The organism is Bradyrhizobium sp. USDA 326 (genome assembly GCF_049739485.1).
GTDB lineage: Bacteria > Pseudomonadota > Alphaproteobacteria > Rhizobiales > Xanthobacteraceae > Bradyrhizobium.
Genome location: NZ_JBMGQA010000001.1, coordinates 6,694,629 through 6,719,798, shown reverse-complemented (window position 1 = coordinate 6,719,798; position 25,170 = coordinate 6,694,629). Strand labels below are relative to the sequence as shown.

Annotated in this window: 22 protein-coding genes; 10 read left to right on the top strand and 12 right to left on the bottom strand. The window is 62.8% G+C overall.

All coding sequences use genetic code 11. From position 1 onward, the window contains the following. Positions 1-39: 39 nt before the first annotated feature. From ABIG06_RS31670 to ABIG06_RS31650, 5 genes are all read left to right on the top strand, one after another. On the top strand, positions 40-630 hold the full coding sequence (locus ABIG06_RS31670) for an ANTAR domain-containing response regulator (protein ID WP_124158279.1): 591 nt from the start codon (positions 40-42) through the stop codon (positions 628-630). Next, on the top strand, positions 627-1,790 hold the full coding sequence (locus ABIG06_RS31665) for a CmpA/NrtA family ABC transporter substrate-binding protein (protein ID WP_370139893.1): 1,164 nt from the start codon (positions 627-629) through the stop codon (positions 1,788-1,790). Before ABIG06_RS31670 ends, ABIG06_RS31665 begins: the two co-directional genes overlap by 4 nt. A 335-nt stretch (positions 1,791-2,125) precedes the next feature. Then, positions 2,126-3,907 (top strand): NirA family protein, encoded by a 1,782-nt coding sequence (locus ABIG06_RS31660; RefSeq protein WP_370139892.1) that lies wholly within the window; start codon positions 2,126-2,128, stop codon positions 3,905-3,907. After that, positions 3,904-5,514, top strand: coding sequence for a sulfite reductase subunit alpha (locus ABIG06_RS31655; protein ID WP_370139891.1), 1,611 nt, complete (start codon positions 3,904-3,906; stop codon positions 5,512-5,514). The genes ABIG06_RS31660 and ABIG06_RS31655 overlap by 4 nt, the downstream gene beginning before the upstream one ends. Positions 5,515-5,716: 202 nt before the next feature. Beyond that, a complete protein-coding gene (locus ABIG06_RS31650; protein ID WP_035677849.1) occupies positions 5,717-5,869 on the top strand; it encodes a hypothetical protein in 153 nt (50 codons plus the stop codon). A gap of 108 nt (positions 5,870-5,977) precedes the next feature. Here ABIG06_RS31650 and ABIG06_RS31645 read toward each other — a convergent pair whose 3' ends face one another. The 3 genes from ABIG06_RS31645 to pxpB are packed head-to-tail and all read right to left on the bottom strand — an operon-like array spanning position 5,978 to position 8,543. Further along, the gene (locus ABIG06_RS31645; RefSeq protein ID WP_370139890.1) at positions 5,978-6,745 is read right to left on the bottom strand and encodes a LamB/YcsF family protein; all 768 of its coding nucleotides are present in this window, start codon (positions 6,743-6,745) and stop codon (positions 5,978-5,980) included. Further along, complete coding sequence (locus tag ABIG06_RS31640; protein ID WP_370139889.1) at positions 6,742-7,815, bottom strand: biotin-dependent carboxyltransferase family protein; 1,074 nt, start codon at positions 7,813-7,815, stop codon at positions 6,742-6,744. The genes ABIG06_RS31645 and ABIG06_RS31640 overlap by 4 nt, the downstream gene beginning before the upstream one ends. Continuing rightward, a complete protein-coding gene (gene pxpB / locus ABIG06_RS31635; protein WP_370139888.1) occupies positions 7,812-8,543 on the bottom strand; it encodes a 5-oxoprolinase subunit PxpB in 732 nt (243 codons plus the stop codon). Before pxpB ends, ABIG06_RS31640 begins: the two co-directional genes overlap by 4 nt. Before the next feature lie 259 nt (positions 8,544-8,802). Here pxpB and ABIG06_RS31630 point away from each other — a divergent pair, with 259 nt between their 5' ends. Both ABIG06_RS31630 and ABIG06_RS31625 read left to right on the top strand, forming a co-directional pair. Further along, the gene (locus ABIG06_RS31630) at positions 8,803-9,501 is read left to right on the top strand and encodes a ribonuclease activity regulator RraA (protein WP_027550912.1); all 699 of its coding nucleotides are present in this window, start codon (positions 8,803-8,805) and stop codon (positions 9,499-9,501) included. A gap of 22 nt (positions 9,502-9,523) precedes the next feature. Beyond that, positions 9,524-9,928: a (R)-mandelonitrile lyase gene (locus ABIG06_RS31625; RefSeq protein WP_124158286.1), complete on the top strand. Its 405-nt coding sequence runs from the start codon at positions 9,524-9,526 to the stop codon at positions 9,926-9,928. A 123-nt stretch (positions 9,929-10,051) separates the two neighbouring features. Here the strand turns inward: ABIG06_RS31625 and ABIG06_RS31620 are convergent, their stop codons facing one another. Continuing rightward, positions 10,052-10,918, bottom strand: coding sequence for a DUF2147 domain-containing protein (locus tag ABIG06_RS31620; RefSeq protein ID WP_370139887.1), 867 nt, complete (start codon positions 10,916-10,918; stop codon positions 10,052-10,054). Between the two features lie 431 nt (positions 10,919-11,349). Here ABIG06_RS31620 and ABIG06_RS31615 point away from each other — a divergent pair, with 431 nt between their 5' ends. Next, positions 11,350-12,123, top strand: coding sequence for an alpha/beta hydrolase family protein (locus ABIG06_RS31615; protein ID WP_370139886.1), 774 nt, complete (start codon positions 11,350-11,352; stop codon positions 12,121-12,123). A gap of 32 nt (positions 12,124-12,155) precedes the next feature. On the opposite strand, the gene ABIG06_RS31610 is transcribed toward ABIG06_RS31615, so the two are convergent. After that, positions 12,156-12,938 (bottom strand): transporter substrate-binding domain-containing protein, encoded by a 783-nt coding sequence (locus tag ABIG06_RS31610; RefSeq protein ID WP_370139885.1) that lies wholly within the window; start codon positions 12,936-12,938, stop codon positions 12,156-12,158. Positions 12,939-13,052: 114 nt separating this feature from the next. Here ABIG06_RS31610 and ABIG06_RS31605 point away from each other — a divergent pair, with 114 nt between their 5' ends. After that, positions 13,053-13,550 (top strand): DUF1993 domain-containing protein, encoded by a 498-nt coding sequence (locus tag ABIG06_RS31605; protein WP_370140956.1) that lies wholly within the window; start codon positions 13,053-13,055, stop codon positions 13,548-13,550. 62 nt (positions 13,551-13,612) lie between these two features. Here the strand turns inward: ABIG06_RS31605 and ABIG06_RS31600 are convergent, their stop codons facing one another. Further along, the gene (locus tag ABIG06_RS31600) at positions 13,613-14,092 is read right to left on the bottom strand and encodes a hypothetical protein (protein ID WP_061881682.1); all 480 of its coding nucleotides are present in this window, start codon (positions 14,090-14,092) and stop codon (positions 13,613-13,615) included. 1,764 nt (positions 14,093-15,856) lie between these two features. Continuing rightward, positions 15,857-16,996 (bottom strand): acyltransferase family protein, encoded by a 1,140-nt coding sequence (locus ABIG06_RS31595; RefSeq protein WP_370139884.1) that lies wholly within the window; start codon positions 16,994-16,996, stop codon positions 15,857-15,859. 1,067 nt (positions 16,997-18,063) lie between these two features. On the opposite strand from ABIG06_RS31595, the gene ABIG06_RS31590 reads away from it, so the two are divergent. After that, positions 18,064-19,025 (top strand): IS630 family transposase gene (locus ABIG06_RS31590; RefSeq protein WP_370134972.1). Its coding sequence is split into 2 segments (ribosomal slippage): positions 18,064-18,400 and positions 18,400-19,025, totalling 963 coding nucleotides; the frame shifts between segments, so codons are not numbered across the junction. A 361-nt stretch (positions 19,026-19,386) separates the two neighbouring features. Here ABIG06_RS31590 and ABIG06_RS31585 read toward each other — a convergent pair. The 5 genes from ABIG06_RS31585 to ABIG06_RS31565 all read right to left on the bottom strand — a co-directional run bounded on the left by ABIG06_RS31585 (position 19,387) and on the right by ABIG06_RS31565 (position 24,853). After that, on the bottom strand, positions 19,387-20,379 hold the full coding sequence (locus ABIG06_RS31585; RefSeq protein ID WP_124158291.1) for a hydroxyacid dehydrogenase: 993 nt from the start codon (positions 20,377-20,379) through the stop codon (positions 19,387-19,389). 34 nt (positions 20,380-20,413) lie between these two features. After that, a complete protein-coding gene (locus ABIG06_RS31580; protein WP_124158292.1) occupies positions 20,414-21,514 on the bottom strand; it encodes an ABC transporter ATP-binding protein in 1,101 nt (366 codons plus the stop codon). Positions 21,515-21,534: 20 nt separating this feature from the next. Continuing rightward, positions 21,535-22,446 carry a carbohydrate ABC transporter permease gene (locus ABIG06_RS31575; RefSeq protein ID WP_424578477.1) on the bottom strand — a complete coding sequence of 304 codons (912 nt, stop codon included), beginning with the start codon at positions 22,444-22,446 and terminating at the stop codon, positions 21,535-21,537. Then, complete coding sequence (locus tag ABIG06_RS31570; RefSeq protein WP_124158293.1) at positions 22,446-23,384, bottom strand: carbohydrate ABC transporter permease; 939 nt, start codon at positions 23,382-23,384, stop codon at positions 22,446-22,448. Before ABIG06_RS31570 ends, ABIG06_RS31575 begins: the two co-directional genes overlap by 1 nt. Positions 23,385-23,512: 128 nt before the next feature. Further along, the gene (locus tag ABIG06_RS31565; RefSeq protein WP_124158294.1) at positions 23,513-24,853 is read right to left on the bottom strand and encodes an ABC transporter substrate-binding protein; all 1,341 of its coding nucleotides are present in this window, start codon (positions 24,851-24,853) and stop codon (positions 23,513-23,515) included. Positions 24,854-25,170: the final 317 nt, after the last annotated feature.

Below are 25,170 nucleotides of genomic sequence, written 5' to 3'. Positions count from 1 at the left end.
CCGGCGTGCTATGGATGAATCACCCGCCGCGAGTGAGCCATGAGCGCCGAACAGTCACCCAAAATCGTGATCGTCGACGAAAGCCCGATCCGGGCTGCGATCCTGGAGGAGGGATTGCGCGAGGCCGGATTCACGCAGGTGGTCCATATCAGCGAGATGCAGAGCCTGCTCGCCCGTATTTATGCGGTCGATCCCGACATCATCCTGATCGACCTGGAGAACCCCAGCCGCGACGTGCTGGAAGCGATGTTCCAGGTCAGCCGCGCCGTGAAGCGGCCGATCGCCATGTTCGTGGACCAGAGCGATTCAGCCTCGATCCAGGCCTCGGTCGAGGCGGGGGTGTCCGCCTATATCGTGGACGGCCTGAAGAAGGAGCGTATCAAGCCTATCCTCGACCTCTGCGTGTCCCGCTTCAACGCCTTCGCCAAGCTCCAGGAGGAACTGGAGCGGACCAAGTCGCAGCTCGAGGACCGCAAGATCATCGAACGCGCCAAGGGCATCCTGATGAAGGTGAAGGGCCTGACCGAGGACGAGGCCTATGTGCTGCTGCGCTCCACCGCGATGCGCGAGAAGAAGAAAATCGGCGAGATCGCACAGTCGATCATCACCGCGTCGGAGATGCTGAAATGACCGTTCCCCTCCGCATCGGGTTCATTCCGCTGGTCGATGCTGCGGCGCTGATCGTCGCCGTCGACAAGGGATTTGCCGCAGCCGAAGGGCTCGACGTCGAGCTGGTGCGCGAGGTGTCCTGGTCCAACGTCCGCGACAAGCTGAACATCGGCCTGTTCGACGCCGCGCATCTTTTGGCGCCCGTGGCGATCGCGTCCTCGCTGGGTCTCGGCCACGTCAAGGTGCCGATCGCCGCGCCCTTCAATCTCGGCATCAACGGCAATGCCATCACGGTGTCGCCGGCGCTCCATGCCGCACTGATGGAGGAGATCGATGGCGATCGGTTCGACCCGATGGCGACCGCGAAGGCGCTGGCGAAGGTGGTTGCCATCAGGCGCAAGACAGGGGCCGAGCCGCTGACCTTCGGCATGACCTTCCCGTTCTCCACCCACAATTATCAATTGCGGTTCTGGATGGCCGCGGCAGGCGTCGATCCCGACGAGGACGTGCGCCTCGTGGTGCTGCCGCCGCCCTTCATGGTCGACAGCCTCAAGAACGGCCATGTCGATGCGTTCTGCGTCGGCGCGCCCTGGAATTCGATCGCGGTCGATCTCGGCATCGGTCACATCCTGCATTTCGTCTCCGACATCCTGGTCCGTGCGGCCGAGAAGGTGCTGGCCGTCCGCCAGGCCTGGGCCGACAAGAATCCGGACGTGGTCGCAGCACTGGTGCGTGCGGCCGTGAAAGCCGCCGAGTTCATCGAGCATCCCGAGAACCGCATCGAGGCGGCGCAGATCCTGGCCCAGCCGGAGCGGATCGGCGTCGATGCCGAGGTCATCCAGCGCACCCTCACCGGACGCCTCAAGATCTCGCCGGATGGCATCTTCCGCGAAAGCGGCCGCTACCTCCTCGTTGGGCGCGAAGGGGCAGGGCGCCCCGACCCGGTCCAGGCCGCCTGGCTCTATGCCCAGATGGTGCGCTGGGGGCAAACGGCCCTGACCCCTGATGGCGTCAAGACGGCGATGGCGGTGTTCAGGCCCGACCTTTACGACGCAGCCCTGGGCAGCACGGCGCCTCTTGAAGCTCCAGCAGCGTTCGGCGCCTTCGCCGGGCCTGCCTTCGATTCCGGCAACATCCGTGGGCATCTCGAGGCTTTCGAGGTCGGACGCTGGAAGGCCTGATTCGGATCTGCTTCGTTTTCGAGCACGTAAGTTCGTTGGCTAATGTTTGGGCTGATTGCTCGAATTTCGGGAGCGTTCTCAGCCCGGCATTCCCCGGGGGCGTTTCCTAATCACCTGATATTACGAAGCTTTTTATTTCGATCAAGCTGGCACGCAACTTGAATGTTGCAGTGCGGCCAGCTTGTCATAGGTGCCTGCTGAGCCAAGTCCCACAGCAACGAAGCTGAATGGACCGTCGGGCTGCGAAGCGGGCTCTTGAGCCGGCCGAGTTCCCCGCGGGTCGCACAATTTCCGTCGACGCCACTTTGGTGGCCGCAGGAGCTTCGTTACCGACCATGAAAATCGAAACGCTCTCAGTCGATTTCACCGACGAGCAGAAACGCTATCTCGAAGGCTTCACGACCGGCTTGCAGATCAGCCGGGTCGGCCGCGGTCTCGGCGCGGGTGCCGGCAAGGCGAATGCCGAGCCTGTTGGCCCCGATGCCGTGCACATCAAGGCGCAGGACAAGGTGGTCGCGTCGGGCAAGAAGCTCGCCGACCAGGAGAAGATCAAGCGCGACGAGCATCCGTTCGATGCGTATCCGCGGTTGCGCCAGCAGGCGCTCGACAACACCCCGCCAAGCCCGGCGGACAATTTCCGCTGGCGCTATTACGGCATCTTCTACGTCGCGCCGACGCAGGATTCCTACATGTGCCGCCTGCGCATTCCGAACGGCATCATGAAGCACTGGCAGCTGTCGGGCCTTGCCGATCTCGCCGACGAACTCTGCGGGCCGTACAGCCACGTCACGACGCGCGCCAACCTCCAGCTTCGCGAGATTCCGCCGAAGAATGCCGTGAAGCTGATCGAGGGCATCCAGGACCTCGGCCTGTGCTCGCGCGGCTCCGGCGCCGACAACATCCGCAACGTGACGGGAACGCCGACGGCCGGCATCGATCCGCAGGAGTTGATCGACACGCGGCCCTATGCGCGCGAGTGGCACTACCACATCCTCAACGACCGCTCGCTCTACGGCCTGCCGCGCAAATTCAACGTCGCCTTCGACGGTGCCGGCAGGATCGCGGTGCTCGAGGAGACCAACGACATCGCGTTCACCGCATACGAGGTGAAGGACGGGTTCGGCGTCGAGCCCGGCGTCTGGTTCCGCCTCGGCCTCGGCGGCATCACCGGCCACAAGGATTTCGCGAAATATTCCGGCATCATCATCAAGCCGGAGCAGGCCACCGGCGTCGCCGACGCCATCGTGCGCGTGTTCATCGAGCATGGCGATCGCACCAACCGCAACAAGGCGCGGCTGAAATACGTGCTCGACTCCATGGGCCATGACGGCTTCCTCAAGCTGGTCGAGGAGCGGTTGAAGACGCCGTTCACGCGCGTGCCGGAAGAGGCGTTTCTCCCGCGCCCTGCGGCGGACCGCATGGCGCATATCGGCGTGCACAAGCAGAAGCAGGATGGCCTCAACTGGATCGGCGTATCGCTGACGCTCGGCAAGCTCACCTCCGATCAGATGTGGGGCCTCGCCAAGGTCGCTCGCGACCTCGGTGACGGCGAGATCCGCCTGACCGTCTGGCAGAACCTTTTGATCTCGGGCGTGCGCGAGGAGAATGTCGAGCTCGCCACTGCCGCGATCAAGCAGATTGGGCTCGCGGTCGAGGCCTCGCACATCCGCGCCGGCCTGATCGCCTGCACCGGCAATGCCGGCTGCCGCTTCGCAGCGGCGAACACCAAGCGCCATGCCGAAGAGATCGGCGACTGGTGCGAGCCGCGCGTTGCGATGGACAAGCCAGTCAACATCCATGTCACCGGCTGCCACCATTCCTGCGCGCAGCACTACATCAGCGACATCGGCCTGATCGGCGCGCGCGTGCCGATCAATGAGGAGGACACCGTCGAGGGCTATCACCTCTTCATCGGCGGCGGATTCGGTCCCGATGCCGATGTCGGGCAGGAGGTCTATCACGACCTCAAGGCCGAGGACGCGCCGAAGACGGTCGAAGCATTGCTCAAGGCCTACATCGTCCATCGCTCGTCTCCCGAAGAAACGTTCCTGTCTTTTGCGCGCCGCCATGACGGCGAGACGCTGCGCAAGCTGGCCGACGCACAGGTGTCCGCATGAACCAGTTCACCCCTCCGCCCAAGCTCGATATCATTCCCGCCAGCGCACCGTTCTCGGATGCGCAGCGCTCCTGGCTGAACGGCTTCTTCGCCGGGCTGCTGTCGCCCGACGTCGCCGCGCCGCTGTCGGCGGAGCAGGGCGCGGCCGTCATGCAGGGCGCCGCCGGTGACGGCGACGACGGCGAAGCGCCGTGGCACGATCAGACCATGCCGATCGCCGAGCGGATGAAGCTCGCCGAGGGACGGCCCCTGCGCCGCAAGATGATGGCGGCGATGGCGCAGCAGGACTGCGGCCAGTGCGGCTACAATTGCCACGATTATTCGGAGGCGATCGCGAGCCGCAGCGAAGCACGACTCAATCTCTGTGTCCCCGGCGGCAAGGAAACCGCGCGGATGCTGAAGTCGCTGTACGAGGAGCTCGACAAGGCCCCGGTGGCCAAACCAGCCGACAAGCCGGAGCCGGCGGCGCCGGCCGTCACTGTGACGATCGCAGAGCCAGGCCGCTCGCGCGACAACCCCGTCACCGCAACCTTCCTGTCGCGCCGCCTTCTCAACAAGGGGAAGTCGGAGAAGGAAACCTATCACGTCGAGTTCGATCTCTCCGAGAGCAAGCTCGACTACGTCGTCGGCGATTCCTTCGGCGTGTTCGCACGCAACGATGTCGGACTCGTCGACCAGATCATCGCGCTGCTCGGCGCCTCCCACACCACGAAAGTCAATGGCAAGACGCTGCGCGAGGTGCTGATCGACGACGTCTCGCTGTCGCCGGCACCCGACTCGCTGTTCGAGCTGATCTCCTTCATCACCGGCGGCGCGACCCGCGAGAAGGCGCGGGCACTGGCGCAGGGCGAGGATCCCGATGGCGATGCCGCCACCCTCGACGTGATGGCGGGGCTGCAGAAGTTTTCCGGCACGCGGCCGCATCCAGAGGCCTTCGTCGAGGCGCTGGAGCCGCTCCAGCCCCGGCTCTATTCGATCTCGTCCTCGCACAATGCGACGCCTGGAAGGCTGTCGCTGACGGTGGACTCCGTACGCTACGTCATCGGCAAGCGTAGGCGGCTCGGCGTCGCCTCGACCTTCCTTGGCGAGCGCATCAATGAGGGCGACAAGCTCAGGGTCTACGTGCAGAAAGCGCACGGGTTCGGCCTGCCGCAGGATCCGAAGACGCCCATCATCATGATCGGTCCCGGCACCGGCATCGCGCCGTTCCGCGCCTTCCTGCTCGACCGCAAGGCCACCGGTGCGCCCGGCAAGAACTGGCTGTTCTTCGGCCATCAGCGCAGCGATTGCGACTTCTTCTACCAGGACGAGCTCAACGCGATGAAGACCTCGGGGCTCTTGACGCGCCTGTCGCTGGCCTGGTCGCGCGACGGCGAGAAGAAGTTCTACGTGCAAGACCGCATGCGCGAAGTCGGCCGCGAATTGTGGACCTGGCTCGCCGAAGGCGCGCATCTGTACATCTGCGGCGATGCCAAGCGCATGGCCAAGGACGTCGAGCGCGCGCTGGTCGACATCGTCGCCCAGTTCGGGGCACGCTCGACGGATGAGGCCGTCAGGTTCGTCGCCGAGCTCAAGAAGACCGGCCGCTTCCAGGCGGATGTGTACTGACCGCCACCGCTCACCATTATCCGAGCCGGTTCCGACTGGCTCGGATTTGAACGAATAAGATTCTCGGAACCTCGGCCCTAAGAGAATTTACGTCTGCGAGACGGCCGCCTCGCAGGAGGCGCATCGCTATTTCCGCCGCCATCTTGCCTCCCGCCCGGTTTGATCCCTCATACTCCCGCAAATGGGGCGTTGGAGATCGACCATGCGCGAACTTTCGGCGGAAGCCAGGCTGCACTTCTACGCGCGCTCGCTCTCGCGGCAGACCCGGGCAAACGCCCATCATCTGGCGCTCTACAGCGCGTTTGCGGTCATCGCGGCGATCGTGTTCGGAACGCTCTCGGTGCATCCGTTCTGAATCGTCGTTCCGGGGCGGCGAAGTCGAACCCGGAACCTCGAGATTATCAGGTGCGCAATTGCGCACCATAGTCTGATGCTTCGCATCATCCTGGAATGACGGAAGGCCTCACTCGCGCTTGAAAGGTGCCACCTCGATCCCTGCAACCTTCAACGCCTCGCGCACACCGCGCGCAATCTCCACCGCGCCCGGCGTGTCGCCGTGAATGCAGACGGTATCCGTGCGCATCTTGATCACCTTACCGGTCACTGACACCACCGCGCCGTCCTGCACCATGCGCACCACGCGGTCGGCGATCGCCTTGGCATCGTGCAGCACCGCGCCGGGCTTCTTGCGCGAGACGAGGTTGCCGTCGTCCTCATAGGCGCGGTCGGCGAACACCTCGTGCACCATCGGCAGATTGGCTGCTTCCCCCGCTTTCACCAGCTTCGAATTGGCGAGCACGACGAAGATCAGGCTGGGATCGACCGCCTTGATGCCGGAGGCGATCGCCTTCGCGGTCATGTCGTCCTCGCAGGCGACATTGGAGAGCGCGCCATGCGCCTTCACATGCGTCACCTTGTGGCCGGCGGCGGTTGCGATCGCCTGCAGCGCGCCGATCTGGTAGGCGACGAGATTCTCGATCTCGGAGGCCTTCAGCCCTGCGATCGGGTGCCGGCCGAAGCCGTGCAGATCGCGATAGCCGGGATGCGCGCCGACCGAGACGCCGCGCGCCTTCGCCAGCTCCACCGTCCGGCGCATGATGTCGGGGTCGCCGGCGTGGAAGCCGCAGGCGACGTTGACCGAGCTTGCGAGCTCGATCATCGCGGCGTCGTTGCCCATCTCCCACGCGCCAAAACCCTCGCCGAGGTCGCAATTGAGATCGACTGTCTTCATGGGGTGCTCTCCGCCTCTGGTCTTGTTGTCGCTTCCGGCTCGGCCGTGACCTGCCAGGTCCCGGCATCGACCGCGCTGACCGCATAGCCCGCCACGTTAGCATCGCTGAGCGCCGCGATGTTGAGCGCGACGGTGTCGGAGGAGCGCAGGCGATCGGGCAGGCTGCGGATCAACTGTGCGAACTTGCGCGCCTCGTCCTGCGCTTCGGCCATGCTGACCGCCTTGAAGCGGAACGCGGTTCCCGCGGAGGTCTGGGCGAGGCGGCCGACATCGGCCGTAATCACGGTCGCGATCTTCGGATAGCCGCCGGAAGTGCCGCGATCCATCATCAGCGCGATCGGCGCGCCGTTGCCGGGCACCTGGATGCTGCCGTTGACGGTGCCGTCGGAGACGATGTTGTGGCCGTGCAGATGCTTGATGGCGGGACCTTCGAGCCGGTAGCCCATGCGGTCGGAGGTTGCCGAGATCTTCCACTCGCTGTCCAGGAACAGCCCCTTGTTGGCCTCGTCGAACTCGTCATCCTGCGGACCCAGCAGGACCCGGATCGGACCTGTCGCAGGCTTGGGCAATTCGATGCGCAGCTCCGGCGCACCGCTCGCAGCATCGACGGTGAACTCGTCGCCGGCCTGAAGCGGGCGCGGGTAGGGGCTGCCGAGGCCGGCGCGGGCATTGACCGCGAGGCTGCCGAACATCGGCTCGCCTTTGATGGCCCCCTCGATCGCGAGATAGGTGAAGGCGCCGCCGCGGGCAAAGCCCAGCGTCAGCGTCTCGCCGTCCTTCAGCGTCACCGATGTGTCCATCGCGACCGGGTTGCCTGCAATGTCCGCGTTGCGCGGCGCGCCAGATATCGCGATGCGGACCGCGCCGTCGCGGGCGGTGAAGGAGGCGCCGAACGGGCCGATCTCGACAGCGGCCGCAAAAGGGTCGTTGCCGACCAGCGTGTTCGCCGCCGCGAGCGACAGGCGATCCATCGCTCCGCTGACCGTCAAGCCATAGCGCTGTGCGCCGAGGCGGCCGCCATCCTGGACCGAGCTCGCAGGCCCGATGCTGGCGACGACGAGCCGGCTCATGCGGCCACCTGCTCGGCGATGAGCTCTCCGGCTTCCGCCGCGCGGTCCAGTTCCGCGAACGACTTGTGGTCGATGGCGAAGAACGTCACGCGATCACCGGGTTCGGTGAGGAAGGTCGGATTGCGATGGAGCTGATAGGTTCTGACCGGGGTGCGACCCAAAAGGTGCCAGCCGCTCGGCGCGGCCAGGCACTGGATCCCGGCCTGGATGCCGCCGATCGAGATCGTGCCGGCCGGCGTCAGCAACCGCGGCGACTGCCGCCGCGACATGTGCAGGGATTTGTCGAGGCCGCTGAGATACGACCAGCCCGGCGTGAAACCGATCATGGCGACCTTGTAGTCGCCGCCCGCATGCCGGGCGACGATGTCGTCGGGCGTGGTGTTGAGCGCCTTCGCGACATCCTCGAGGTCGATGCCATGCTCGCCGCCATAGGCGACGGGAATGCGCCAGCGGCGCGCCTTGGTGACCGGCGGCAGCGGCCGGGTGGCGATCGGGAGGATCTTCTCGCCGAGCGCGTCGAAACCGATCTTTTCGGGGTCGTAGTGCACCAGCAGCGAGCGATAGGTCGGCACCGTCTCGGTGATGCCGTCGATGGGGCTCGCTGCGAGCGCCTTGTCCAGCGCCAGCACGCGCTGGTTGGCGTCGTCGTCGATGGTGCGGCTGAACTCGACCGTGACGGCGCTGTCGCCACTGGGCAGAAGGCGGGGCGGGGGGAGCGTCGCGGCCATTGAGCTGTCGAAGAGCTGTCGAAATCGGACTTTTGGAAGTGCGCGGGCTCGACGTTGAGTTCCGCGTCACACTGCTTCGCGTAAATGGGCCCGCAAGTCCAATAAATTAATGCAAGGGGAGCCGATAAAGCCTTGTTATCGCGTCGCATAACAGCTCAGCGGCCCTGCGTAATTGGGACCCTCTTGGCCCTTGACGCAAGGGCTGCGGCTCGCAAGATGCGCGCGTTCTGTCCCGCCTATCCGGAGCTCGTTCTCGTCCATGTCGCTGTCCCCCGAAGCCCGCAAGACCCTCGCCGGCATCACCACCGCCACGATCACCACGGTCCTGCTGAAGAAGGGGCTGCGCAATGTGTGGATGCGCGGCGCCCGTCCGCTCCGCCCGGGCCTGCCGCGCCTGGTGGGTCCGGCCTTCACCCTGCGCTTCGTGCCGGCGCGTGAGGATCTGGCGACGCCCGAATCCTGGTCGTCGCCGATCTCGACCCGCACCGCGATCGAGGCGATGCCGGAAGGCTGCATCGCCGTGGTCGATGCCATGGGCATCACCGATGCCGGCATCTTCGGCGACATCCTGTGCGCGCGCATGGTCAAGCGCGGCGTCACCGCGCTGGTCACCGACGGCGTCGTGCGTGACGTCGAAGGCGTGCTCGGCACCAACCTGCCGGTGTGGTGCGACGGCTATGCCGCGCCGCCTTCCGTTGCGGGCCTGACCTTCGTCGGCTGGGGCGAACCGATCGGCTGCGGCGGCGTTGCGGTATTCCCGAACGACATCGTGGTCGCCGATCAGGACGGCTGCGTCTTGATCCCGCAGGCGATGCTCGACCACGTGCTGGCCGAGGGTGTCGAGCAGGAGCGGATGGAAGCCTGGATCGTCAACGAGGTGAACAATGGCGCTGTGCTGCCCGGCCTCTACCCCATGAACGCCGAAACCAAGGCGCGCTACGCCGCCAGCAAGAAGTAACGGAAAAGGAACGAGGTACCTCATGGACATCACGCTCGCCGGCACGCGGCCGACCCGCCGCGCGCCGAAGGAACATTTCACCGGCACCGTATGGCAGGACCCCATCAACATGGCCCCTGCGCCTGCGCGGCTGAACGTCTCGCGCGTCGCATTCGAGCCGGGCGCACGCACCAACTGGCACCACCATCCGCTCGGGCAGACGCTCTACGTGATCTCGGGCGTCGGCCGCGTTCAGACCAAGGGCGGCCCGGTCCAGGAAATCCGTCCCGGCGACACCGTCTGGATTCCGCCAGGTGAAGTGCACTGGCACGGCGCATCGCCGACCAACGCCATGTGCCACATCGCCATGCAGGAAGCGCTCGACGGCGTCTACTCGACCTGGCTGGAGCCGGTCACCGACGCGGAGTACGGTGCCGCTATCGGCTGACGTTCTCGTGTCCCGGACAAGACGCATCGCCCAAGGCGATGCGTCGCACGCGTTTTTCGCCGTCATTCCGGGTTCACGCTTCGCGTGCCCCGGAATGACTCGGTACAGAAAAGTTCGAGAGGCTCAATTCACGCGCGTCCAGGTCTGGCCGCCGCAGAACATGCCGCCGAAGGCGCAGCCCTGCACGCGCAGCCGGTCGGTGCCTTTCATCGCGATCGTGGAATCGTAGGTCGAGCCGGAGTTCGGATCGAGGATCCGGCCGGACCATTTCTGGTCCTTGCCGGGCTTCATGTTGATCAGAACCTGCTCGCCGTTCTGGTTCGACTTGCTGTCGACCGAATAGCCGCAGAGATTGCTGCCGCATTGCTCGATGCGGACCTTGCCTTCCTTCTCCTCGGTAAGCCAGATGCCGAGCGGCGAATTGAGATCGCGCGTGGGCGCCGCTGCAGGAGCAGGCGGCGCGACGGCAGCCGCCTGAACTGGCGCGGTTGCCGGGGGCGGAGCGGGCGGCGCCGGAGGAGCCGCAGTCACGGCCTGGACCAGTGGGGGTGTCACGGCGGGAGCTGCCTGCTGCGTGGCCGGTGCAGGCGCCGAAGGCGGCGCGGGCGGCGGCAGCACGGCAGTCTCGGCCGGCGTGTTGCTGGCGGTTGCCGCCGGAGGTGGAGCAGGCGGTGCTGTTGCGGCAGCGGGTGCAGCAGGCACAGGCGCTTGCGCCGCCGCGGGCGGTGGGGCGACCGGAGCGGGGGCGGGAGCGGCCGGCGTTTGCGGCTCGACCGTGGCCTGCTGCGGCGCTTGCTGGCTCGGGGCCGTCTCGTTCTTCTTGGCCTTCTTGGGCTTGCTCTGGCCGGTGTTGTCATAGACGCCGGGGATCTGCACCGTGCCGCGGTCCGGATCGATGCGGATGGTGCGCCCGCCATACTCGAAAGTGTACTGCGCCTGTGCGGCGGTGCTCGCCAAAAGGAATGCGGCCGTGGCCAACAGCTTCCTCATTTCCGTCTCCTGAACAGGTGGTCCCCGGACCGACGCTTACGCGCCGGTTCGCTCGCAAAAAGTGATCTAGATCACTGTCGTTGGTGTAAGTCGTTCCCCGATAGTTCCGGGTTCAATGACAGCAAAGTCAGCCCAGAATTGGACGCCCGCGGCGTCACCCCTAGACGGGGCGGGGAATAGACGAGTATAACCGTTATGGTTGAGCAATTATAGAAGCACACGTTGATGTCACCACCGAGGCTTGGCAGAGGAGTTTTGGCCGCAGTCTGCTGCCTCGTCGCGACGCTGGCGCAAGCGGCTGGGTTGAGCTTCCTCGAAGTGCCGGCCGATGCCCGTGGGCCGGCGCTCACGGGGATGGTGTGGACACCGTGCGCGGCGCCGCCGGCTGAGGTCGCGCTGGGGGGCGGGGTCGTGGTTCCAGGCGTCAGGGATTGTCCGGTTTCGGGCAATGGCTGCCGCTGATTGTCATCTCGCACGGGCGGCGAGGCTCGTTTTTGTCGCATAGTGACACCGCGGCTGCGTTGGCCGACGCCGGCTTCGTAGTTGCCACCGTCAACCATCCGGGCGACACCGCTAGGGACAGTAGCCGGACTGATGAATTCTCTGTGTTGGTCGAACGCCCGGCCGACATGAAGCGCCTCACGAATTTCATGCTCGGTGCCTGGAAGCAAGCTGCGGTACTGGACCCGCAGCAGGTCGGCCTGTTTGGATTTTCACGCGGTGCCTATACGGGTCTCGTGGTAATCGGCGGCAATCCCGATTTCGGCGCTCTGGCTGCGCTCTGCGAGGGGGCTACAACACCGAAATGTCGGGACATTCGCGAGGGCCGCCTGCCGACCGCGGCGGCGGTCCACGATCCTCGCGTGAGAGCCGCGATATTGGCGGATCCGCCCCTCTTTGAGGGCCTCTTCAGTCGCGAGCGCCTTACCACCGTGACGATCCCACTGCTGCTGTGGCGTTCCGCGCTCGGTGGCGACGGCGTCGCGCCCGAAGCAGTCGATTTGCTGGTACCGCTGCTACCCGTACGGCCCGACTATCGGACCGTGCCGAACTCCGCACACTTCTCCTTCATTACTCCATGTTCGCCTAAACTCGCAGAGATGGCGCCGATCCTGTGTACCGATCCGCCAGGATTCGATCGCACCGCATTTCACAACGAGTTCAATGCCGCGGCCATCGCCTTTTTCCGCGCGCACCTGGAGTAGCGACGGGCGCACGTCGCGAGGGCATCAGCTAGCTAGTCGAACCAGGCGGCGTAGATCTTCTTGTAGCTGCCATCCTCCATGGAAATGTGCAGCCATTGGTCGACGAAGGCTTTCAGCGCCATGTCGCGCTGGAGCCAATAGGCCTTCTCGGAGAAGTCGAACGGCTTTTCGGGATGCACCGCGCAGAGCACGCCGGCATGCTGCTTCTGCTGGTAGCGGGTTTCGGACGCGTCGGTCATCATCAGGTCGGCGTTGCCCTTGGCTATTTCATCGAAGATCACGGTGTTGTCTGCGAAGACGGTGATCTCGGCATCCCTGATGTTGGCACGGGCGAAGCGCTCGTTGGTGCCGCCGGGATTGACGATGATTCGGGTGCCCTTCTTGTCGATGTCCGGAAGCGTCTGGTATTTGCCGACATCGGCGCAGCGCGCGATCGGCGTCTTGCCCTCGCGCATGATCGGTGTGGAGAAGAAGCCTTTCTTCTGCCGGTCGAGCGTCACCGAGACCCCGCCCATGGCGATGTCGAACTGGTCGGCCTCGAAATCCTTCATCAGCTTGGGCCACGCCGTCGGCACGAACTCGACCTTGACGCCGAGCGCCTTGCCGAGGGCCTGCGCCATGTCGACATCGAAGCCGCTGAACTGCTGCGTGATCTTGTCCAGATAGGTGAAGGGCCTGTAGTCGCCGGTCATGCCGACGCGCAAGCTGCCGCGCTTGACGATCTCGTCGAGACGCGAGGGCGCGGCCTGCTGCGCCAGCGCCGGGACATTCACCAGCAACGCCACGGCCAAAGCCGTCCACAACCGAACGATCATCTCTTTTCCACCCATGCCCGAGCTGTCATTGTGCAGCCCTTGAGCGGTCGATTTAGACCAGATGCCCGTCGGTGGCGAGGCAGAATTGAAGGGGATCCAGAGGTGACGATCTCGATGTACGAGGCCTCAGTCGGCCTCTTCGTGCCTTATTTGCGTAACCTGTCAGCGCTGCTCGACAAGGGCGTCGCCCATGCGGAGGCCCGTAAGTTCAATCCGACGGTTCTGCTCGGCATGCGCCTTGCGCCGAACATGTACGATCTGGCGCAGCAGGTCGGCGAAGCCTGCCGCCATGCCACGGTTGCGCCGGCCTTGCTGGCGCAGTGCGAGCCAGTGGCGCTGCCGGCACTGGAACACGACATGGCCGGTCTTCAGGCGCGCATCGCAACGTCCATCGAGTTCGTCGAAAGCCTGTCGGGCATGGAGATCGATGCGGCTGCGGAACGGAATGTTGTCTTCAGGTTGAAGAACGGGACCGAGCTGCCCTTCACCGGACGGACGCTGCTGCTGACGTTTAGCGTCCCGCAGTTCTTCTTTCACGTGACCACGGCCTACGACCTGTTGCGGCACGCCGGCGTCGAGCTGGTGAAGAAGGATTATCTCGGGAGGAAGTAGTTGGCGGGCTCGGTGTACACCTCTCCCTACGGGAGAGGTGCACGGCGACCTCCGGTGCTGCTTTACGCTTCGCCCTTGCGCTCGTAGTCGGCGAGCGAGCTTCGGCCGGCGATCTCGCTGCGCAGCTCTTCGAAGCGACGATGTGACTCGTCCTCCCGCTCGTCAACGAAGCGCACGGCGGCCTCGCTCGTCATCGGGCCGCTGACCACAGGGGCGGATTGCTCGCCGATGGTCTCGTGGACGTAGAACTGGCCATCATCGCCGCGATGGACCGTCCATTTGAGGCGGATCGCGACCATCGGGCCGGGGCCAACCTTGCTGTAGCCATCCGCATCGGTGTGCTCCGGCACCAGCGGCTGCTCATCGACCATTGGATGCTCGTCGACCGCATGATGTTCTTCGGCGGACGGCTCCTCACCGACGACCACCATCTCGGTCTCCCGGATGGTCTCGGTCTCGCGAATGACGAGGACGGGCTCGGGGTGCTCCAAGATGCTGGCGATGGTCGCCAGCGCGTGGTCGGTCGGGTCGATCTCTGACAAGGGTTCATCCTCCAGCTCGATGCGGCCGGCCAGTCTGTCCCACTGCCGCCGCGGCCGAGCTTATTACACGCGGTTGATTAAGGCTGAGTTGGGGCTCGATCTGCACCAAAATGGGACGCTTTCTGGCGTCCCGGAGGCGGGCGCATCCGTCGCCTGCCATTATAGGCCTGTAGACGGACTTTTCTATAGCGACGTCAGGCAGCTCCTGACCAACGTTGGCCTCTACTTAGGCCCGCCCGCTCGTGTGATTCATCTCGGCATGGGCCGTCAGAGTGACGATGAACGATGAGCCTGTGGGCATTCTTGTCGTTGTTCTGGCTAACCGCCGGGGAGGTGGGGAAGGAACCTGAAGGCCAAACGCCATGAAGGACCTCAGAAGCTCCGCGCCGATGCTGCGGAGCTCGCCCTCATGAGAAGACGAACGAGTGACTCGGGAAAGCGAGAATCGTTCGGACGCTTGGCAGAGGAACTCGCAATTGAGACTCTTGAGCTTGAACTAGTGATCAAGCGGCAGAGCGCGGATTCAGACTCTATTGGGCCGGACAACTTAGTGCCCCTTATAACCCGGTCTAGGCAAGAGTGACGTCTCTGCGAACTGCGCCTCGCCGCCGGGGCGGCGTTCATCCCAGACACTTCGGCCGCAGGCTTCGCTGCGTCTGGTGCACTCTCTGCCGAATTAACTTTCGACTAAAGCAATATACGATTCACATATGTAGATGCTGGAACAACGTCGGCGAATTTCAGTTGCGATTGCATCATTTTCCCGATTGGTCAACGCCGGGCCGTGGTCCAAGTCTGTTCGAGAGCTTGGTTGGGGTTACACGTCATGCGTGAATATCATGGTCTAGCGGTTGACGCCGCTGTGCTGCTGCATGAGCGTCTAGAACAGCTTACGTCTCAATTGTCTGAATTGGAAAGTCTTCGCGCCCGCGTGCTTGAGGCGGAGCGGAGCGCACCGATCACCGCCGAAACCGCTCCCTCCCGTCCGCGAGTGCCATTTCGGCCTGCGCCTTCGCAAAGCAGGTTGAATTAGCAAGAGGCGAAGAGCGCCTGAGGACACCGTCGTGAACCGCACCGACGAGCTATGGCGGCTTGCACAGGCCGACCGGATGATCGAGGGATCGTGTGATGGCTAGTGGCCCGAACCCGCTGTACCGCATTCTCCGAGCTTCAAATGGAATGAAGAAACAAGCCAAGGTTCACGTTGCACGAGGTCACTGAGCAGGCGCGGCAGGTACTTCAAGACAACAAACCGGTCGAAGGTGTCATTTTCTGAGAGAGGACGTGACGTCCCATTGGATTGTAGTGGGCTGGAGTCGGCTGACTTAGGACATTGGACATTCAAAATTAGGACAGGAACATTCCCGTGATTGCCAAGTTTTCCCGATTCCATTCCCCAAGGGTGACCCGAATGGCCCCAGCTCAATATCACCAAATAAGCCCGCGAGCTGGGGCCTCTTTTCTTTACCAAGGCCGAGCCGGAATATTATTTGAGAGTCCACGATAATCAGTCATGAAAGGGCTGATCAGCGCGCGGGCGAATTCCTGTGCACCGGATCGGGTGTCTCCGCTGAGGCAAGGACAAGCTTGGCAGCATCAGCAAGAAGGCGATTGAGCTGCTGCCGGTTTTGATGGACATCCGGTTGAACTAGTCCCACCTTGCGCTCGAACTCAACTGACCAATTCCGCCGAGCGTCCGTTGCTCCACTTGCCTACAAAACCCTGAGACTCTAACCCCCGCCGGATGAGTCCGGTGCCGGGTCATCAAGATGCGACACTTTTTGTCAGTGTCATTCGAGTGGGCGAAAACATTCGCGCAAGATGTCCTCCGAGCCTGATAGCAGGAAGTTCAATGCCGCGATAAAGCACTTCCGCGACTATCAACGTCGAAGGGATTACCGCAAATGCCATCATCGTTAAGGTGCCGATCTGATTAGTCCAACTCGCCCACAATGCGGAGTAGCTCAACATGATAGGATAGTGGCAAAGATAGACCGAATAGGATCGCGAGCCGAGATAACCGGCCAAGCGACTTTCAAGCAACAAACGGTAGAGCTTCGTGAATCCATTGCTGATGTCACGATGGATGATCAAACCAAGATAGAGCAGACCCCAAACAACAAATGGCCCTCGTATAAATATCGCGGCAAGTCCGATCGCGGTGAGCGGGACAGTAGTTTGTCGCACACCATTTTTCAGCCACGGATAAATCAACCGGCTGACGATGCCGACACTGAAATAAATGATCGGATCAAGAAGCATTGATTGCTGATGATAGACCCAGACCTGTTGGGTTGCGTGATGAGCGACGATGATGCCTATGATCAGTGGGATGGCCACCGATGGGGAACGTAAGGCGAGCAGCATCAGTGGAGCGACAAGGTAGAACTGCCACTCTAACGAGATGCTCCACCCCGGCACGTTAAAGGCGTATTCCGACCACGGCAGGAAATCGTGGCTAATAATCCCATGCAGCATCGTGGCGTGCGCGAGAACGTGCGCCTCTAACCATTGTTCGGTCGCCCCTGCGATGTCGCGTGCTTCAACATAGAATGGCGTGTCGGCTCCAATCACATGGGCTGGAACCGTTGCAAGGTTGGCGAAATATCCTCCGATGCAGCTGATCGCAAATAGTGGAAACAAACGCATGAATCGGCGGATCAGATAAGCCGGATACGGTTCTGGCTTTTCGATCAGTAGATGAAAGATGACAAAGCCCGAAATGATCATGAAGACGCGGACAGCATTGGCGCCACCAAGCGACGTCAAGTAGCCCAAGGTCGATGGCCGAAGATTCGAAGCATAACCAATGTGGTTGATCATCACGAGAACAGCGAGCCAGCCGCGCAGTCCTTCGATTGAACTAAAGAAAGATCTTGTTTGATCGTGTCGGGTTGCTATCATTCCCGAGCTCCGCAAAACGCGATTCAAAATTGATGATAAATTAGGACCCGGCCGCAAAGCTAACTCCGCTCGGCTTCGCACACCGGGACGCCCTTTCCGGCAACCTTGATCCCAGTGCCGATCTTCAGCCCGGCGCAGGGTGATTGCGGAGAATCAGAGCCCGCAGTACGTTCGATTCCGGCGCAGCACGCCCCTCAAAACGTGCCTCCGAGAGGCCTGAAGTCGGCTTGCGGCGGACTTTTGGACAACAGCCCCAGCTGGCATTGTGTCAGCCGACGCCGTAGATGGGCTCCACTGGCGGCTGCAGGCAGACGGGAGAAAACACTGGCGATCAGCGAGCGCGGATACCTGCGCGCAGCTATCGAGTACGCCGGCGTCTCATCAGCCAGTACACGCCGTATCCGATCGCGAGAATAGGAAGGCCGGCACCTGCAATCGGTCCGGGGGCTCCACTGACCTGGCCCGGCTTATTCTGCCCCGGCGCATTCTCGCAATTACCTTTGCCGTTGCAAGCCAACGCAGCTGGCACGGTTATCGCCAGCGAAAACGCAAATGCTGCTGCGCTGAGAACGCCTGAAGTGAACTTCACCGATGCCTCCTGTGTACCCCTGCTGAAGCAAAGCCAGTTAATTAGAGTATTGAATTCCGTTAATTAAATACCATGCGGGGCGGTTCCCGCACATGCATATGTTAATCCGGGTTAATGACGTGAGGCACTTCGCCTGCGACAAGAAGCTGCGTCGCAGACAATAATAAATGCATTGAATATTTGTTCCGGCGCCCGGCTCATTAATTGTCTTAAAATGCGTTTTACTGGTTTATTTTTATTATGCGCGGAGCCGCAGCAGTCACCTGCTGCGGCCTTTTCTCCGCCGCTGACGCGTATCAAACAAAGAAGGTCTAGAGCTCCCCGTCGAATCGCATTCTTATGTCCTCCATTTTCCGAGGAAGGCATAATGAAAGTTGTTTTTACTAGAGCGGTAGCCTACCTGACTGAATCGTTTGGGATTCCCAAATCAGCGGTTTAATGATTCAAACTGTCTGCCGGGGACTGGAGGCCGGCGGGCATGGCGAAACCGTTGTCGATGGATCTTCGTGAACGCGTTCTCGGCTGTATTGAAGGGGGCGTTTCAGGCCGGCAGGCTGCCGAGCGATTTGGCGTCAGTCCGGCGAGCGTAAGCCGCTGGCGAACGCGTGAGCGCAAGCAAGGCGATGCCCTGCCGAGGGCTCAAGGGGGCGATCGCAAGTCTCACCGCATTGATGCCCATCAGGCGACGATCATGGCTCTGCTCGAGGCTTCGCCCGATATTACCATCGAGGAATTGCGGCATAGCTTGAGCAAACAAGGCCTATCCTTCGGCTATGGCACGATCCGCCGCTTCTTCGCGCGTCACAAGATCACGCGCAAAAAAAGACTGCCCATGCCGCAGAGCAGGACCGTCCGGATGTCTTGAAGGGGCGCGAGGCTTGGCGCGAGCGTCAGGACAAGCTCGACCGGGATCGCCTCGTCTTCATTGACGAGACCTGGGCATCGACCAACATGGCGCGGACACATGGCCGCTGCCGGCGCGGCGAACGCCTGCGCGCCGCCATTCCGCACGGCCATTGGAAAACGACAACCTGCGTAGCTGCTCTCACCACGCACGGCATCATCGCTCCCTGGGTGCTCGACGGTCCCATCAACCGCGACGCCTTTGAGACCTATGTCGAAAAAGTGCTCGTCCCCGAGCTGCCCGAGCACGCCATCGTCATCATGGACAATCTGTCCAGCCACAAAGGGCCACGCATACGCGAGATGATCGAGGCGGCCGGCGCCACGCTCCTCTATCTCCCGCCGTACAGCCCCGACCTCAATCCCATCGAGAACGCCTTCGCCAAGCTCAAGGCGCACTTGCGAAAGGCCGCCGAACGTACCGTCGGCGGCCTTTGGGACGCGATCGGGCGCATCGTCGACACCTACACGCCCACTGAATCCAAAAACTACTTCGCCGCCGCCGGCTATTTGCAACCTGATCGGCTAACGCTCTAGCAGCCGGGCTCCTGCCAGGGCTGGTGAGTTTTGCTTGATCCCTATGAAATTCTTGGGCGAGCAAGCCGACTGTAGATTATCCAAGGGCGATGAATGTGCGCTAGTGAGCACGCGGGCCGGTTCGCTCGTATCACTTGCGGCCGAGGCCGCCACTCGGCTCAGAGGACGGCCGCAGCATCATGCAGGGGCTGCATGCAATTAAGCATACGCAAAGTGGTGCGGGCCTAACGTGCCCGCGGATGCCGTTCCGATGCCCGCAGATGTGGCATCAGCCGCCCTTCGTCAATCGCTTGAAATGTAAGGGAAAATTGCTCGAAATGCCAGCAAATAGTTGGAGCTGAACGGCAATTCGAGATCGCCGCTATGGGTCTAGGATCTCATGATTGATGACGTTCTGCCGGATGGGATCGCCGTCCAGCACACTCAGGATGTTGCGCGCGGTCTGCTCGCTCATGCGTTGGACGGCTTCGACCGTAACCCCGGCGACATGCGGGGCGACGATGACGTTGGGGAGCGCGAACAGCGCGTTGCTGACCGGCGGCGGCTCCACCTCGAAGACGTCGATGCCGGCGCCGGCGAGCTTGCCGGAGACCAGGGCGTCGTAGAGCGCTGCTTCCTTCACGATGCCGCCGCGCGCGGTGTTGATGAGGTAGGATTTTGGCTTCATCCGCCCGATCCGGTCAGCGTCGAACAGGCCGACCGTCTCCGGCGTCTTCGGGCAATGGATCGTGACGAAATCGGCGTTGGGCAGCGCGGCGTCGAGGTCGGTGACGGGTTCGCAGCCGGCGGCCTTGATCTCGGCGGCTGCCTTGAAGGGATCGTAGACCTGCACCTTCATTTCCATCGCCAGGCAGCGCTTGGCGGTGCGACTGCCGATGCGGCCGAAGCCGACGATCAGCACAGTCTTGCCGTAGAGATCGAAAGGCAGCATGCCGAGCCGGTCGGCCCATTTGCCGTCCCTGACACAGGTGTGCATCTCCTGCGCGCGCTTGGCCAGCGTCAGCATCATGAACAGCGCCGCTTCCGCGACCGAGGGCGAGTTCGCGCTGCCGGCGACCATCAGCGGCACCTTGCGGCGGGAGAGGGCGGCCACGTCGACGGCGTCGTAGCCGACGCCGATCCGGGTCACCACCTTCATGTCCCTGGCTGCTTCGAGCTCGGTCTCGCCGAAGGCGGTGGCGCCGAGCGCCACACCGTGGACGGGGGCATGGCTCTTCAACAAGGCCTCGAAATCCTTCGCCGAGATCAGGTTCGCAAACTCGACGAGCTCGATATCGTCCCGCTGGGTGAGGAGGGCGCGTGCCCCTTGCGACAAAGTTTGTGTAACGAAAATCTTCTTCTTGTTGGTCGCCATCGTCCCCTGCCTGCGCGAGTTTCTTGTCCGGCCGTCACAATACGACGCCGGTCGCCTCGTTTAGCAGGTGCATATTGTTGAGGTCCATCGCCAAACGCATGGGTGCCCCGTCCTTGGCGCCGGCATTGGGATTGACGCGGCCGCAGATCGGCGTGCCGTCGAGCCCGAAATAGACCAGCGTCTCCATCCCCATCGGTTCGGTGACGTCGAGCACGGTGTCGAAGGTCTCGACGCCAGGCTCCAGATGCGCGTGCGACTCGGTGAGATGCTCAGGCCGGATGCCGAGCAGCAGCTTGTCCGTGCGCGGCAGCGCGTTGTAACGCGCCGCGCGGGCCGGCGGCAGCGGGAAGGCGATGCGGTCGGTGAGGCGGAGCTGGAGCGTGCCGCCGACATCCTCGAGCCGGCACGGGATGAAGTTCATCGCCGGCGAGCCGATGAAGCCTGCGACGAAGCGCGTCGCCGGCTTGTGATAGAGCTCGTTCGGTGTGCCGATCTGCTCGATCCGGCCCTTGTTCATGACCACGACACGGTCGGCCAGCGTCATCGCCTCGACCTGGTCATGGGTGACGTAGACGGTGGTGGTGCGCACCTTCTGGTGCACCTTCTTGATCTCTATCCGCATCTGCACGCGAAGCTTGGCGTCGAGGTTGGACAGTGGTTCGTCGAACAGGAAGACCTTGGGATTGCGCACGATGGCGCGGCCCATGGCGACGCGCTGGCGCTGACCGCCGGAGAGCTGCTTCGGCTTGCGGTCGATCAGGTCCGTGATGTCGAGGAGGCGGGCGGCCTCCGTCACCCGGGCCTTGATCTCGGCCTTGGGGTAGTGCTTCAGGCGCAGCCCGAACGACATGTTCTCGGCGACAGTCATGTGCGGATAGAGCGCGTAGTTCTGGAACACCATCGCGATGTCGCGGTCCTTTGGCGGCACGTCGTTGACGACGTCGCCGCCGATCATGATGTCGCCGTCGCTGATGTCCTCGAGGCCTGCGATCATGCGCAGCGTCGTCGACTTGCCGCAGCCGGAGGGGCCGACCAGCACGATGAACTCGTGGTCGGCGATGTCGAGGTCGATGCCGCGCACGGCTTCGACATCGTCGTAACGCTTGACTACCTTCCGCAAAGCAACGTCAGCCATCGAACTTCTGCTCCTCGTCATCAACCCTTTGTCGCGCCGGCGGTCAGGCCGGCAATGTAGTAGTCCATCAGGAATGCGTAGATGATCAGCGGCGGCGCGGCGCCGAGCAGCGCGCCGGTCATTATCTGCCCCCAGTTGAACACGTCGCCCTTGATCAGCGTGGTGGTGATGCCGACCGGCAGCACGAGCTGGTCCACCGACGTCGTGAACACCAGCGGATAGAGGAACTGCGCCCAGGACACCGTGAAGGCGAAAATGGTCGCGGCGATCAGCCCGGGCAGCGCGACGGGGATGAAGATCCGCGTCAGGGTCTGCAGCCAGGAGGCGCCGTCGATGAGGGCGGCCTCGTCGAGTTCCTTCGGGATGGAGGCGAAATAACCGATCATGATCCAGGTGCAGAACGGCACGGTCAGCGTCGGATAGATGAACAGCAGCACATACCATCGGTTCAGCAGCGTGATGCCGGTCAGGTCCTGGACCACCGCGAGCATCTTGAACAGCGGAATGAACAGCAGGCTGTCGGGGATCAGATAGGTGAGAAACACCCCGGTCGCGAGCGTCGTCGAGCCCCAGAACTTCATCCTCGCCAGCGCAAACGCCGCGGGAATGCTGATCAGCATGGTGACCATCACGACCACGATGGAGACGATAGCGGAATTCCAGAAGAAGCGCAGGAACTGGTTCGAGGTCAGAAGCTCGACGTAGTTCGACAGGGTGGGATGAAACACCCACCAGGGATTGGTCGCCGCCGAAATCTCCGCGCTGCTTTTGAGCGAGGTGATCAGCATGTAGATCGGCGGAGTGAGCGAGAATATCGCGAACAGCACCAGGAAGAAGTAGGACCAGCCCAGAGCCCAGGTACGATCCCGGCTCATGCTCCGGTATTTGACCTTGCGCGTGGGACCGCCTTTGTCGATTGCGAGCGTGCTCATCAGGCTTCGTTCCCACGTTTGCTGACATCGCGCAGAATGAAGATCGCCGCGACTGCGAGGATCGGCACCATGAACAGCGAGACGCAGGCGCCGAGCGGAATGTCGCTGCTCTGGATTCCGACCTGGAATGCCCAGGTGGCGAATATATGCGTGGAATCCAACGGGCCGCCCGAGGTCAGGATGCGCACGATATCGAAATTGGCGAAGGTCACGATCAACGAGAACAGCGTCGTGATGGCGATGATGTTGCGCATCATCGGCAGCGTCACGTACCAGATCCGCTGCCACCAATTGGCGCCGTCGATGGCGGCTGCCTCGTAGAGCTGGTCCGGCACCGATTTCAGCGCCGCCAGATACATGATCATGAAGAACGGTGCGCCGTACCAGACGTTGACGAGGATCACGGAGAAACGCGCCCAGAAGGTGTCGCCAAGCCAGGGGATCGGGCCGATGCCGAAGAAGGACAGCGTGTAGTTGAAGGCGCTATAGGAGGGGTCGAACAGCCACAGCCAGGCCAGCGTGCTCATGGCGGGCGGGATCACCCACGGCACCAGCAGCATGCCGCGCCATTTGCGCTGGCCCTTGGCCGGCAGGTTGTGGACGAAATGAGCGACGATGAAGCCCAGCAACGCCTTGAAGAACACCGCTGTGATGGCGAAAATGCAGGACTGCCTCACGACCATCCAGAACGTGTCGCGCTTGAACAGGAAAGTGAAGTTGCTCAGGCCGACGAACTTCTGCATCGACTTGTTCAGCATCGCGAGATGCGCGGAGTAGAAGGCTGGATAGAGCACGAGCAGCGCGATCAGGAGAATCAGCGGTAGCGTCAGGAAGAACGCCACCGTCGACTTCCGCCTGAGCGCGTTGTGTAAGCTGGTGCGTTTGCGCGGGCTCGCGGCGCGGACGGAGCGACCCTGCTCAACGACGACATCGGCCATGGTCAAACTTTCTTACGGAAGGTTTAACGGGGAAGCCGGCCGCATCGGTCGGCTTCCCCCGACAAGGGGACGGGCGGAATCGTCGGCGGCTCACCCGTGAACGCGTGAACCGCCATGAGCACCCGGCGTCAGCTCCGCATGAAGCCTTCGCACTCGCCCTCGGCCCAGGCGAGCGCCTGCTCCATCGTCTCGCCCCTCGCATAACGCAGCGCCAATTTGGTCAACGTCGCCTGGGAGTAGATCTGCTGCGCGATCTTCGGCGGCGCCGGCGATGCCGCAATCGACATTGTCTGGCTGTGGTGCGGATCCGGATAGTGATAGAGCGTGCCCTTCGGCGGGCCTTCCTCGGCCCAGGTCTTCAGCTTCGTCAGGTTCGCGAAAGAGGGAAGGTCATAGCCGCCGCTCGCAGCGACGAATTTCTCAATCGAAGACGGCTGCGAAAGGTGGGCGAGCAGGCTCTTGGCGGCTTGCTTGTTCTTGCCGAACGCCCAGACGCCCCAGAAGTACGGCAGGAAGGGTGCGAAGCGGCCCTTCGGACCGGCCGGCATGCTGTGGGTCCAGCATTGCTCGGCAACCTGCGGGGCATCGCGCTTGGCCACCGCCCAGGCGCTCGGCGGATTCAGGATGAGCGCACCACGGCCCGAGATCAGCCATTTGTTGTTGGACGCATCGTCCCAGGATGCTGCGTCGGGCGGCAGGACGGCGATCAACTTCTTGTAGAACTCGAGCGCCTGTCGGACCGCGTCCGTCTTCACCGTGACATCGCCCTTGGCATTGACGAGCTCGGCGCCGAACGACTGGAAGATCGCGCCGGCTGTATCGACGCTGTCGGTGGTCTCGCCGAGACCGATCCCGAACGCAAAGCCGGCCTTCTGACAGGCCTCCGCCGCCTTCAGGAAGGTCTCCATGGTCCAGTTGTCCGCCTTGGGCGCGGCGCCGGCCGGATACATCTCCTGCACGTCGATACCCGCATGCTGCTTCATCAAGTCAATGCGGGAGCAGGGCCCCTTGATCTGGCTGCCGACGGTCGCGGGCACGGCGAGCCATTTGCCGCCGGCCTGGCCCAGATATTTGACGGTGCCGTTGACGTCGCCGTTCTGCTTGATGATCGGCTCCATGATGTCATTGACCGGCTCGAGCTGGTCGGCATAGGCGTGCGGCCACCAGGTCGGCATCTGGAGAATATCGTGACCGGATTTCGCCTGCGCTTCGGCGGCGACCGTCAGTTCGAGCTTCTTGTTGTTGCTGGTGATATAGTCGATGGAGACTTCGACCTTCTCCTTCGCGGCCCATTCGTTGACCAGGTCCGTCGAGGCCTTGTTGGCGCCCGGCACCCAATGGTCCCAGAAGCCGATCGAGAGCTTTCCGGCGGCGTAAGCGCCCCGGACATAGGGCGCGGTGATCAGCGCCGCGGAGGACATTGCAGTGGCAGCCACAAATTGACGTCGCGTCAGTGTCTTGCGTGACATCTCGTTTCCTCGCTTGGGTGTTGTTGTTGGAGTTTCCTCAGACAGACTTCTTTATTGAGTTTCTTGCTGTTGGCTTTTCTTGTTGGTGCCGTCGGCCGCGTGAGCAATTCACGCAAGCCGCAGCAAGTTGGTAGCGCGATCAGAGCATGATTGATCGCATCTGTCGAGGAAGCCGAACGGCTCCGAGTCTAAAACTAACGTTGTGTCCGGAAAACGTCGTGACGCATGTCGAGGCGACGCGTCGCAGGCGCAGGGCTCGTCGTTTTTGCGATGCACACTTCGCGGCAAGCCGTCTGGAACGGTCGGTTACGCATTTA